The sequence below is a fragment of the Shewanella seohaensis genome (assembly GCF_023283775.1).
GTDB classification, from domain to species: Bacteria; Pseudomonadota; Gammaproteobacteria; order Enterobacterales; family Shewanellaceae; genus Shewanella; species Shewanella seohaensis.
On sequence record NZ_JAKILE010000004.1, the window covers coordinates 153,000 to 165,820 of the forward strand.

Here is a 12,821-nt window from a genome sequence, read left to right on the forward strand (position 1 = left end):
ATTATTTCACGAAAGGGTTTTCGCCTTCCTGTTTGAGACGGAGCTTTTTACTTTTGAGAGGCTCCAGTGCTTCTGGCTCCACAGAGCTGGCAGCCACGGCACGCCCCTTCGCCCAAGCACGGGTATCCTGAATCATTTCAGCCATAGTCAAAGAGAGTGGAGAGGTAGCCTTAATGGCCTTAAGGATATCGCTCTTGTTTAACTGGTGGCCTTCGTCAAAGGCCAGAAACATGGCTTCCTTGACGGCTTCTTCCAGTTCAGCCCCAGTAAAGCCTTTGCTGACAATCGCCAACTCATCCAATTCGTCTTGCGTAAAATCATCCAGGCGATTTCGGCGTTTCAGGTGAATCGAGATAATGTCTTTGCGATCTTGTTGCACAGGTAGATCCACAAAGAAGATTTCATCGACACGGCCTTTACGCAGCAGCTCGGGTGGTAATTGGGCGATATGGTTAGCGGTCGCTACCACAAACACCGGTTTCTCTTTTTCCTGCATCCAGGTCAGAAAAGTACCTAATACGCGGGATGTCGTACCGCCATCTGTGGCACCAGAACTTTGCATGCCCGACAGGCCTTTTTCGATTTCATCCACCCAGAGAATACTGGGCGCCAGCGCTTCGGCAGTTTGCAGCGCCGAACGGATGTTAGCCTCCGACTGCCCCACAATACCGCCGTAGATTTTGCCCATGTCCAGACGCAACAACGGTAACCGCCAGGCATTGGCCACTGCCTTTGCTGCAAGACTCTTGCCCGTACCCGGCAAACCCAACAGCAACACCCCTCGCGGGGTTTCCAGACCAAATTCACGAGCATGTTCGGTAAACGACTGACGACGGCGGTTCAGCCAGGACTTTAGGTTATCGAGGCCGCCGATATCGTCGAGTGTGGCTTTCGGATGAAAGTATTCAAGATGTCCGCTCTTGCGAATCACCTGCTCTTTTTCTTTAACGATAAAAGGGATTTCAGATTCGGTGAGACGTTTGAACTGGCAAGCGGCTTTTGAGAAAGCCAGTTGGGCTTCGCTGGTTGATAGACCAAGTGCAGACTCGATCAGAGCGGATGACTCTTGATAGTCCCTGTCGCTCAGTTCATACCGCTGCTTGGCCTGTCGCATCAGAGTTTTGAGGTCATCGGTATCCGGTAATGGCATTTCCATCACCTGTACCTCTTTCTCCAATTCTGGAGGCAGTAATGGAGCAGGCTGGGATAACACAACAGTGACGTTATTGATTTCACGGCTGGCAACGGCGATCGCAAATGCACGCAAACGGCTGATCAGGGTGTGCTCATTCAGGAAATGATGGAAGTCTTCCAGAAGCAAGATGAATTCAAATTGGTCTTGTGAAGATTCAATCAGCCACTCCAAGGCTTCCTGAGGCTGTTCACCTTCATCCACTGATTCCCAGGAATTGTCATCGAAATCATATTTCCTCAAGCCCTGCGGCATATTCCATATGTAAAGGTATCTGTTCAGGTCTGTGGCTACTTGAATGCAACAGGCGCGAATCCGCAGGGTTTCGTGACTGATGATTTGAATAACCGGTGCCGCTGTTTCCGTATTAAGCTTGAACAAATCCCTAAATGTCACTGTCTAACCTCCATGTTGAATTGCCAGTAACTATAACTCATGGCAGATGTATATAAATATTAGAAATATCAAGACTCCGCCAACACCCAAGCGGAGCTTCTGGCTCTGACCCGCTGTAAATAACCCGCACAGACTGATCCAGCCGCAATAATCGGCCCTTGTTCTCCAGCACTGGGATACCCTCCAGATGATCGAGAAATGGCGTCAGCATACTGTCGGCCATGCTGTAGTACTCACCGGCCTGCACTTACTCTCGCTCAGCGGCTGTTCAACAATCGCAATAAAGCCACGAGCCGAAAGTTGATAAAGGGGGTGTATTCCGAACGATGGCGCACATGCAGCGGTGCGCCGACGCTCGGACTGGCTTCCGTGCCAACGGGCAACGGCAATATGTTGGCATCCTTGCGAAGTTATTACTGGCTCAGGTTATCACGTTGAGAGGGAAACCTTTAATTCCGTCTAACAGACGGTATAGAGCCTGCCGTTGCCAGCCAGTACCGGTCACTCCCACTCGATAGTTGCAGGTGGCTTACCTGAAATATCGTAAACCACACGGGAGATACCGTCGATTTCGTTAATGATGCGGTTTGATACGCGGCCTAAGAAATCGTATGGCAAGTGCGCCCAGTGAGCGGTCATAAAGTCGATGGTTTCAACGGCGCGCAGTGACACCACCCAATCGTATTTACGGCCATCGCCCATCACACCGACAGAGCGAACGGGTAAGAACACGGTAAAGGCTTGGCTGACTTTATTATAAAGATCAGCTTTGTGCAGCTCTTCGATAAAAATCGCATCGGCGCGGCGCAGCAAATCACAGTATTCTTTCTTCACTTCGCCCAGTACACGCACGCCTAAACCAGGGCCTGGGAACGGGTGGCGGTAAAGCATGTTGTATGGCAGACCTAGCTCAAGACCAATCTTACGCACTTCGTCTTTAAAGAGTTCGCGTAGTGGCTCAACCAGACCTAACTCCATATCGTCTGGCAGACCGCCAACGTTATGGTGCGACTTAATCACATGGGCTTTACCTGTGGCGCTGCCAGCGGATTCAATCACGTCTGGGTAGATGGTGCCTTGGGCTAACCATTTAGCGTTAACGCATTTCTTGGCTTCTTCGTCGAAGATTTCAACGAATACACGGCCGATGATTTTACGTTTCGCTTCTGGATCGGCTTCGCCTTTCAGCGCGTCAAGGAAGCGGTTTTCCGCATCGACGTGAACAATGTTCAGACCAAAATGGTCACCAAACATTTCCATGACTTGCTTCGCTTCGTTTAAACGCAGTAAGCCGTTATCAACAAATACGCAGGTCAGTTTTTTGCCAATTGCGCGGTGCAGCAGCATGGCCACTACCGATGAATCCACACCACCAGACAGACCTAAAATCACTTCATCGTCGCCTACTTGCTTTTTCAAGCGTTCGATAGCGTCTTCGATGATTGAAGAAGGTTTCCAGTTGGCCGCACAGCCGCAGATATCTAAGGCGAAGTGCGACAGCATACGCATACCTTGGCGAGTATGGGTGACTTCAGGGTGGAACTGTACACCGTAAAAACGCTTTTCTTCGTTAGACATGGCCGCAAATGGGCAAGTGTCAGTTTTAGCAACAGCCACAAAACCTTCTGGAATCGCCGACACTTTATCGCCATGGCTCATCCACACATCGAGCAGAGATTTGCCATCGGCACTGACTGCGTCTTCGATATCTTTAAACAGGGCCGATTGCGCTAACATTTCGATTTGAGCGTAGCCGAACTCGCCTTCGCCCACGCCTTGAATCACTTTACCGCCCAGCTGCTCAGACATGGTTTGCATGCCGTAGCAGATCCCTAGAACGGGGACGCCAGCATTGAACACATATTCAGGTGCGCGGGGAGAGTTGTCGGCAGTCACACTTTCTGGGCCGCCAGCGAGGATAATCCCGTTAGGGGCAAACTCACGGATTTGGGCTTCAGTCACATCCCACGCCCATAACTCACAGTAAACACCAATTTCACGGATACGACGGGCAATTAGCTGGGTGTACTGAGATCCAAAGTCGAGGATCAGTATCTTATGCTCATGAATATCGCTCATGGATAACCTTTATCTCATCTATTGTTTTAACTTAGCTCAAGACTACGAGGTTCAATCTTGAGGGCATACAAATCTTAATAACGGGGCGGCTTATCGCCGCCCCATTATCACACACGTTTACGCACCTGAACGGTAGTTTGGCGCTTCTTTAGTGATAGTCACATCGTGAACGTGGGACTCGCCCATGCCCGCAGACGTCACTTTCACAAACTGCGCTTTTTCGTTCAGTTCTTGGATCGTGGCACAGCCCGTTAAGCCCATGCATGAACGCAGACCGCCCATATGTTGATGGATGATTTCCTTAAGCTTGCCTTTGTAAGGTACACGGCCTTCGATGCCTTCTGGCACTAGCTTGTCGGCAGCATTGTCAGATTGGAAATAACGGTCAGAAGAACCTTGAGACATGGCGCCTAAAGAACCCATACCGCGGTATGACTTATAGGCACGGCCTTGGTAGAGTTCGGTTTCGCCCGGCGCTTCGTCGGTACCCGCAAACATTGAACCCGCCATGATGCATGATGCACCTGCGGCTAAGGCTTTGGCTAAGTCACCGGAGAAACGTACACCGCCGTCGGCGATAACAGGGATCCCTAAACCTTTTACGGCTTCGGCAGCGTCAGATACTGCGGTAATTTGTGGCACGCCCACACCTGTCACGATACGTGTGGTACAGATAGAACCAGGGCCAATACCCACTTTAACCGCGTTAACGCCGGCTTCAACTAGGGCTAATGCGCCTTCAGCTGTTGCCACGTTACCACCGATTATTTGCAGTTCTGGGTATTTAGCGCGGGTTTCACGGATACGTTGCAACACGCCTTCAGAGTGGCCGTGGGAAGAATCAATCAGCAGCACGTCAACACCGGCTTTCACCAGCGCATCGACACGCTCTTCGTTACCAGCACCAGCACCTACGGCGGCGCCCACACGTAAACGACCTAATTCGTCTTTACAAGCATTAGGTTTACGCTCGGCTTTTTCGAAGTCTTTTACTGTGATTAAGCCTTTCAGCTTGAAGTTATCGTCGACAACTAACACTTTTTCGATACGGTTTGAGTGCATTAATTTTTGCACTTCATCTAACTTAGTGCCTTCCGCAACAGTGACTAAACGCGCCTTTGGCGTCATCACTTCTTCTACGGTTTTGCTCCAGTCAGTCACAAAACGTACGTCACGGCCAGTGATGATACCCACCAATTCATTGGCTTCGTTTACCACAGGGTAACCCGCAAAACCATTCTTCGCGGTCAGTACTTTAAGATCCGCCAGCGTAGTTGAAGGCGTTACCGTTACAGGTTGTTGCACCACACCCGCTTCGTAAATTTTTACTTTACGAACTTCTTCGGCCTGCTTTTCTATGCTCATGTTTTTATGAATAAAACCTAAGCCACCTTCCTGTGCCATGGCGATAGCAAGACGCGCTTCGGTCACAGTGTCCATAGCGGCAGACACAAGCGGAATATTCAGTTCAATGGTATTGGTCAGGCGAGTTTTAAGGATGGCGGTGTTTGGGAGTACAGTCGAATGCGCAGGAACAAGTAACACATCGTCAAAAGTTAGCGCTTCTTTAATTAAACGTAGCATAGGCAACATCTCCCCAGTTGAGTAGGATTTTAGAGGTGAAATATTGCGGCGGGATTATACCTTGCATCTGGGGAGCGGTAAATGGAAAATAGTGAAAAAATCCCATTTGCACGAGAAAACACATGCAAGTCCCTAAAAATAATATTTATACCGTCTCACGCCTCAATGGTGAAGTCAGGCAAATTCTCGAGGGACAACTGGGAAAAGTCTGGCTAAATGGTGAAATTTCTAACTTTTCGGCCCCCAGCTCGGGACATTGGTATTTAACCCTCAAGGATCATTATTCACAAATTCGCTGTGCCATGTTCAAGGGGCGCAATCAAAGCGTGAGCTTTAAACCTGTGAATGGCCAACAGGTGCTCGTGAAAGGCGCCATCAGCGTATACGAGCCTAGGGGTGACTATCAATTATTGATTGAATCTATGCTCCCCGCCGGTGATGGCTTACTGGCACAGCAATTTGAAGCGCTCAAAATGAAGCTCGCGGCGCAGGGATTATTTGCCGCCGACACTAAACGTCAGTTACCGAAAAATATTCAACGTATTGGGGTCATCACCTCCCCCACGGGCGCGGCTATCCGCGATGTGTTGCATGTGCTTGCCCGCCGTGACCCTTCCATCGAAGTGATTATTTATCCCACTCAGGTACAGGGTGAGAGCGCGGATATGAATATCTGCCAAGCCATTAATATCGCCAATCAACGGCTCGAGGTGGATGTATTACTGCTCACCCGCGGCGGCGGCTCACTCGAAGATTTATGGTGTTTTAATAGCGAAGCGCTCGCCCATACCATCTACAACAGCGCTTTACCCGTTGTCAGCGCCGTAGGCCATGAAGTCGACACCACCATCAGTGACTATGTGGCCGACGTTCGCGCCCCGACGCCTTCTGCGGGCGCAGAGCTGCTGTCTCAGGATAGCGACAATAAGAGCCAACGCTTAGCCACAGTACTCTCGCGCCTCAAACAGAGCGCGAGTCACTATCAACTCAAGCAGGAAAGACGCTTAAGTTTGCTCGAGCACAGACTGCAACGCTTAGATCCTAAGCGCACCTTGCAACAATTTGAGCAGCGTTTTGATGAAATGCAATTAAGACTCGAAGCTGCACTTTCTAACAAATTACACGGCTTAAGTCGCCGTCAGCAGCAACTGGCAAGCCGCCTCGAGCAGCAGTCGCCAAAGCACAAACTCGCACTCGAGACCAATCGATTGAGCTATTTAGCGACGCGTTTACAAGACGCTATGCAGGATACCCTCAACCAAAGCGAGCAGCGGGTCAAATATGCCGCCCATCAATTGGAAACGGTCAGTCCATTAGCTACCTTGAGCCGGGGTTACAGCATCACCACAGATGCAAATAACCAAGTCATAGACAATGCCGCCCAGCTGAGTGTGGGCGATAAGATAAACACTCGCCTACGCCATGGACAAGTGCAGTCGACCGTGACGCAAATAACCGATGAAAGTTAAGTCTAGACAGCCTTAGCCTCAACGTCTAAGCCCATAACCATAAAGTATTTTATCGATACAAGACTTATAATTGCGCCCTAAAATGTGCCAACAAAAAAGGAACCCTAAGGTTCCTTTTTTGTGTTCCGCTTAAGCCATTAGCGCAGATTTACTTTGTCTTGCGATCTTTAATATGGCTCAGGGCGCGCTTACGGCGACGCTCTTGGCTCATGGTCAGCTTTTCAACCTTGTTTTCAAACGGGTTATCACCCTCTTGGAAACGCAGCTGAATTGGCGTACCGACCACTTTTAATGAACGACGGAAGTAGTTCATCATGTAGCGCTTGTAAGAATCCGGTAGCTTGCTGACTTGGTTACCGTGAATAACCACGATTGGCGGGTTATAACCACCGGCGTGGGCGTATTTCAGTTTCACACGGCGACCGTTCACCAATGGTGGCTGATGGTCATCCTGCGACATTTGCATAATGCGGGTCAGCATAGAGGTGCTCACGCGGCGAGTCGCACTGTCGTAAGCTTCTTCAATCGACTCAAACAGATGGCCAACGCCCGTACCATGTAGCGCCGAAATAAAGTGAATGCGAGCAAAGTCGATAAAGCCTAAGCGGCGGTCGAGTTCACTCTTAACCCGGTCTTTAATGCCCTGATCGATACCATCCCACTTGTTGACGGCGATAACTAAGGCGCGGCCCGCGTTCAGGGCAAAACCTAATAGACCTAAATCCTGCTCGGCAATCCCTTCACGGGCATCGATGATCAGCAGCACAACGTTGGCATCTTCAACCGCTTTTAGGGTTTTGATCACCGAGAATTTTTCAATCACTTCATGGACTTTACTGCGGCGACGCACACCGGCAGTATCGATAATCACGTATTCGCGGCCATCGCGTTCCATCGGAATGTAAATACTGTCGCGGGTGGTGCCCGGCTCGTCGTAAACCACCACACGCTCTTCACCTAAGATACGGTTAGTCAGCGTCGATTTACCTACGTTAGGCTTACCGATAATCGCAAGCTTAATCGGTAAATCCTGCAGACGCTTCTGCTCGGCTTCGGCTTCTTCTTCGGTGTACTGACGCTCGTCGACTTCTTCCTCTTCGCCTTGGCGCTCAATCCCCATCGCTTCGGCATAAGGAGTTAAGGCGTACTCAATCATGTTGGTCACGCCGCGGCCTTGGGCGGCAGCCATTTGGTAGACTTCACCTAAACCTAACGACCAAAACTCGGCGCAGGCAGAATCGGCATCGATACCGTCAATCTTGTTAGCCACCACGAACGTGGTTTTTTGACGGCTACGTAAGTGCTGAGCAATAGACAAATCCGCGGCGGTTAAGCCCGCTCGCGCATCGGTCATAAATAAGACAACATCGGCTTCTTCGATAGCGGCAAGGGACTGCTCGGCCATCTTAGTTTCGATCCCCTCTTCGGTGCCGTCGATACCGCCGGTATCCACCACGATAAACTCATAGCCGGATAGGAATGCTCGACCATATTTACGGTCACGTGTTAGGCCAGGAAAGTCAGCAACCAGCGCATCACGCGTACGCGTAAGGCGGTTAAATAAAGTGGATTTACCGACGTTCGGCCGACCAACAAGGGCCACTACAGGGATCATGATTTTGCCTCTAAAAAACTTTTCAATAAAAAGCCCCCGGAACACACTTCCAGGGGCTCTACAAGGATAACACTTTTAACTAAGGAAGTGTTACAACAGCTAACTTTCCGCTGCGACCTTGCACGTAGATTTTATCATCCACCACTAATGGCTGGCTGAATAATCCAGAGCTGTCCACTTGGATACGACCGACAATACTGCCTGTGCTGCGGTCGATAAAGTGCAGATAACCTTCAAAATCGCCCACGACCAGATAGTCGCGATATACGGCTGGTGACGTGAGTGTACGGTTCGCCAGCTCAGAGTTGCTCCACAATTCTAGGCCGTTACGTCTGTCAACAGAGTAGATACGGCTGTGATCATCCACTAGGAATAAGCTTAAACCGGCAGACGCTAGCTCATTGAAGCTGGAGTACTTACGGGTCCAAATCACACGTCCGGTACGCAGTTCCATCGACACCAAGTTACCGTTGTAGCTCACCGCATAAAGGTTGTCACCTAAGATCAGCGGCGTCATATCCACATCGGCCATACGAGTAAACTCATTGCCGCCAGTTGGATTATAAATCGCTTGTTCCCATGCGGCTTGACCGTTGTTTTTCACCACAACGGCGACTTTGCCATCGGCAGTACCGATAAAGAAACCACCCGCTTCATAGGCCGCAGAACCAGTGCCACGTAAGGTTAGATTAGGCAACTGCATCTCATAGGCCCACAGCTTAGCGCCCGTATCGACGTTAAAGGCTTCGAGCGCGCCAGAGCTCGTGCTCACCACCACCACATCGTCAGCAACGGTTGGCTTAGAGAGTAACTCGCCCCCAGTCACGACATGCCACAGCACTTGACCATCTTCGGCATTCAGTGCGGCCAATAGACCACTCTCACCACCGACAAAGATTTTATTGCGCGCGGCAGTAACACCAGCGGCTAAGCGTGCGCCCTTGTTTTTGGCTAAGGCGTTATCGCGAAACTCTTCACTAAAATCTTTCTTCCAAACGCGCTCACCCGTGGCTTCATCGAAGGCCACGACTTCGCCGTAACGGTCGGCTGCAAAAATTTTACCGTAACGAACTGCAGGAGTAAGGCGAGAGTAATAATCACCGACACCATCACCTACAGAGGCGCTCCAACTTACTTCAGGAAACACTGTCGCCTGAATCGCAGTTAACTCACTTACCGGTTCTTCTTCCACATCGCTAGAAGAACAGGCGGATAACATGGCTAGGCTTAACCCAGCGGCTAGCAGGTTCTTGCACCAAGACTTCATCAAGGGATCCCTTATGCTTGATTTAGGTTATCAAGTTTGATTTTAAGTGCAGGGCTGGTCACAACACCGCCATTGTCCATTGCCGCTTGGTAAGCGGTTTTCGCTTTATCCGCTTCGCCTTGGCGTACAAAGAAATCGCCTTTGAGTTCTTCACGTTGTGCTAAGAAAGCTTTATCCGTCACTTGATCTAAGGTCGCTAGCGCAGTGCCGATTTGGCCTTGCTCTGCTTGAATGCGTGCTAAACGCAGTGTTGCCACTGTGTCTAATCCAGCACCTGGCTTAGCGGCAATCACCTTCTTCAGCGCTTCTTCGGCCTTAGCAAAATCTTTGGCTTCAACCGCAGTTTTCGCAACGATCAGATCCAGCAGTGCTTGATAGCCCTTTTGGTCGTGATTTTTGGAAAACTCAGCAACGCCAGCCAGCATGGCCGCTTCGTCACTTGATTTGGTGGTTAAGGTTTGGAAAGCCTGTGATGCTTCTTCGGCCTTCACGATTTTCATGTCGGAGTAATAGTTCCAACCGTACAGGCCGCCTAAACCAACGACCGCCCCGATAACAATCGAGGTTCCATAGTCTTTCCAGAACTGCTTGATAGCATCAACTTGTTGTTCTTCTGTGCTATAAATTTCCACGCGCACGTCCCCTTATTTGGTAAGTTCAGCTAAAAATGCGCTTAGTGCATTTCGAGCGACCCGTTGTTGTTCGTTGTCATTGCGTAAATATTTAACGGTAACCACACCTTCGGCGAGTTCTTCTTCACCGATGAGTAAGGCTACTTGTGCGCCGCTTTTATCGGCACGCTTAATTTGCTTCTTGAAGTTACCGCCGCCGCAGTGGCTCATAACACGCAGTGTCGGTAAGGTTGAGCGTAACTCCTGTGCCACTTTAATGGCTTCAACCAAACAGCTATCCCCCATCGCTGCGACGTAAACATCAACAGCCGCAGGGATATCTTGGGTCAGCTCTAAGGTTTCAAGCAGCAGAACGATGCGCTCTAATCCCATCGCAAAACCGACAGCAGGCGTATCTTTACCGCCCAACTGAGCGACTAAACCATCGTAGCGACCGCCCGCAAGTACAGTGCCTTGAGAGCCTAAGCTATTGGTAACCCATTCAAAAACCGTGCGATTATAATAATCCAAACCACGGACTAGGCGCGGGTTAACTCGGTATTGGATGCCAACTGCGTCAAGGAGTTCACGCAATTGTGCAAAATGTTGTGAAGATTCTTCACCTAAGTAATCCATCAGCGCAGGCGCATCACCTAAAATGCTTTGCACTTGAGGATCTTTTGAGTCCAGTACCCGCAGCGGATTGCTGTACATACGGCGCTGGCTATCTTCGTCTAATTTGTCTTTGTGTTGCTCTAAGAAGGCAATCAAGGCTTCACGGTAAGCGGCGCGCTCAGCAGGGTCACCTAAGGTGTTTAGCTCAAGCGTCACATGCTCGCTAATGCCGAGTTTTTCCCATAGACGGGCCGATAACATCAACACTTCAGCGTCGATATCGGCGCTACCAATGCCGTAGACCTCCACACCAAACTGGTGGAATTGGCGATAACGACCTTTTTGCGGACGTTCGTGGCGGAACATTGGGCCCATGTACCACAGGCGTTGTTCTTGGTTATAGAGCAGACCATGCTCATTACCGGCACGCACGGTTGAGGCTGTGCCTTCAGGACGTAGGGTTAAACTGTCACCGTTACGGTCCTCGAAGGTATACATTTCTTTTTCAACAATATCAGTCACTTCACCGATAGAGCGTTTAAAAAGATCGGTATTTTCCACTATTGGAGTGCGGATCTCACTGTAACCATAAGCAGCCACGCTCGCACGTAGTACCGCTTCCACTTTTTGCCATAGAGGACTTTGAGTTGGCAGAATGTCGTTCATTCCGCGAATCGCTTGGATCTGTTTTGCCACTGTATCGACTCGTCCGATTTTCGCTAAATTAATAAAAAATGTCAGGCATTATAGGCTGTTCAACACTAAACGTAAAATGACCCCGTCGGTTTCGGGGTCTAGCTCAAGGCTTGAGTGTTTTTATAACGCTTAACCTTATGGGTTGATTCGGCTGTGTCTGTTACTCAGTCGTGTCTTTCACTTGGATGCGATTGGCCATTTGGCTCGCCTTAGCGCGAATTTTCGCTTCGAGGGAATCGACTAGGTTATCATTGTCGAAACGCTCTTTTTGACGCTCGCCTTCATCGTAGTAACCACTCTTACGATGTCCACCCGTTAAGCCGATGTGAGACACTAAGGCTTCGCCTGGGCCATTGACCACACAGCCGATGATAGACACATCCATCGCGGTCGTCACATCTTCGAGGCGGCGCTCTAATTCATTTACTGTGCTGATCACATCGAACTCTTGGCGCGAGCAAGAAGGACACGCAATAAAGTTAATGCCACGGCTACGGATCCGCAGTGACTTTAGGATATCAAAGCCAACTTTGATTTCTTCCACCGGATCGGCCGCCAACGAAATACGCAGCGTATCACCAATGCCCTCGGCAAGCAGCATGCCTAAGCCGACGGCTGATTTCACCGCACCGGCACGGGCGCCACCCGCTTCGGTAATACCTAAATGCAATGGCTGGCGAATTTGCTTAGCCAATAAACGATAGGATTCTACTGCTAAGAACACATCGGAGGCTTTTACGCTGACCTTAAATTGGTCGAAGTTCAAACGGTCAAGAATGTCCACATGGCGCATAGCCGATTCGAGCAAGGCTTCTGGCGTAGGCTCTTTGTATTTGTCCATCAGATCTTTTTCTAATGAACCGCCGTTCACCCCAATACGGATAGGAATGTTTTTATCGCGGGCGCACTCTACCACACTGCGGATACGCTCTTCGTTACCGATATTACCTGGGTTGATACGCAAACAGTCCACACCATATTCGGCCACTTTCAGGGCGATACGGTAATCGAAGTGGATATCGGCAACCAAGGGCACAGATACTGATTGCTTAATCACTTTAAAAGCTTCGGCGGCGTCCATCGTCGGCACAGAGACACGCACAATATCGGCACCCACTTTTTCTAGGGCACGGATTTGGGCAACGGTTGCCTCAACATCTGTGGTCTTAGTATTAGTCATCGACTGTACGGCAATCGGCGCACCATCACCAATCGGTACATTGCCCACATAAATGCGGGTTGAAGGACGTCTCTTTATGGGTGTTTCGTTATACATACTCAATACGCTCTTTTCGGT

General features: G+C 50.0%; 9 protein-coding genes. 1 reads left to right on the forward strand and 8 read right to left on the reverse strand.

Features of this window, described 5'->3' with window-relative positions:
• Nucleotide 1: 1 nt before the first annotated feature.
• From L2713_RS06135 to guaB, 3 genes are all read right to left on the reverse strand, one after another.
• Nucleotides 2–1,588, reverse strand: coding sequence for an AAA family ATPase (locus L2713_RS06135; RefSeq protein WP_248967298.1), 1,587 nt, complete (start codon nucleotides 1,586–1,588; stop codon nucleotides 2–4).
• 501 nt (nucleotides 1,589–2,089) lie between these two features.
• Nucleotides 2,090–3,667: a glutamine-hydrolyzing GMP synthase gene (gene guaA / locus L2713_RS06140; RefSeq protein WP_248967299.1), complete on the reverse strand. Its 1,578-nt coding sequence runs from the start codon at nucleotides 3,665–3,667 to the stop codon at nucleotides 2,090–2,092.
• Nucleotides 3,668–3,784: 117 nt separating this feature from the next.
• On the reverse strand, nucleotides 3,785–5,251 hold the full coding sequence (gene guaB / locus L2713_RS06145) for an IMP dehydrogenase (RefSeq protein WP_011716317.1): 1,467 nt from the start codon (nucleotides 5,249–5,251) through the stop codon (nucleotides 3,785–3,787).
• Nucleotides 5,252–5,373: 122 nt separating this feature from the next.
• On the opposite strand from guaB, the gene xseA reads away from it, so the two are divergent.
• Nucleotides 5,374–6,720 (forward strand): exodeoxyribonuclease VII large subunit, encoded by a 1,347-nt coding sequence (gene xseA / locus L2713_RS06150; protein ID WP_248967300.1) that lies wholly within the window; start codon nucleotides 5,374–5,376, stop codon nucleotides 6,718–6,720.
• A gap of 148 nt (nucleotides 6,721–6,868) precedes the next feature.
• Here the strand turns inward: xseA and der are convergent, their stop codons facing one another.
• The 5 genes from der to ispG form a co-directional block, all read right to left on the reverse strand.
• Nucleotides 6,869–8,335, reverse strand: coding sequence for a ribosome biogenesis GTPase Der (der, locus tag L2713_RS06155; RefSeq protein ID WP_011622020.1), 1,467 nt, complete (start codon nucleotides 8,333–8,335; stop codon nucleotides 6,869–6,871).
• A gap of 79 nt (nucleotides 8,336–8,414) precedes the next feature.
• Complete coding sequence (bamB, locus tag L2713_RS06160; RefSeq protein WP_011716315.1) at nucleotides 8,415–9,602, reverse strand: outer membrane protein assembly factor BamB; 1,188 nt, start codon at nucleotides 9,600–9,602, stop codon at nucleotides 8,415–8,417.
• An 11-nt stretch (nucleotides 9,603–9,613) separates the two neighbouring features.
• The gene (locus L2713_RS06165; RefSeq protein ID WP_011716314.1) at nucleotides 9,614–10,234 is read right to left on the reverse strand and encodes a tetratricopeptide repeat protein; all 621 of its coding nucleotides are present in this window, start codon (nucleotides 10,232–10,234) and stop codon (nucleotides 9,614–9,616) included.
• A gap of 12 nt (nucleotides 10,235–10,246) precedes the next feature.
• Nucleotides 10,247–11,524, reverse strand: coding sequence for a histidine--tRNA ligase (hisS, locus tag L2713_RS06170; protein ID WP_011622017.1), 1,278 nt, complete (start codon nucleotides 11,522–11,524; stop codon nucleotides 10,247–10,249).
• Between the two features lie 160 nt (nucleotides 11,525–11,684).
• Nucleotides 11,685–12,800, reverse strand: coding sequence for a flavodoxin-dependent (E)-4-hydroxy-3-methylbut-2-enyl-diphosphate synthase (gene ispG / locus L2713_RS06175; protein WP_011622016.1), 1,116 nt, complete (start codon nucleotides 12,798–12,800; stop codon nucleotides 11,685–11,687).
• Nucleotides 12,801–12,821 lie beyond the last annotated feature (21 nt).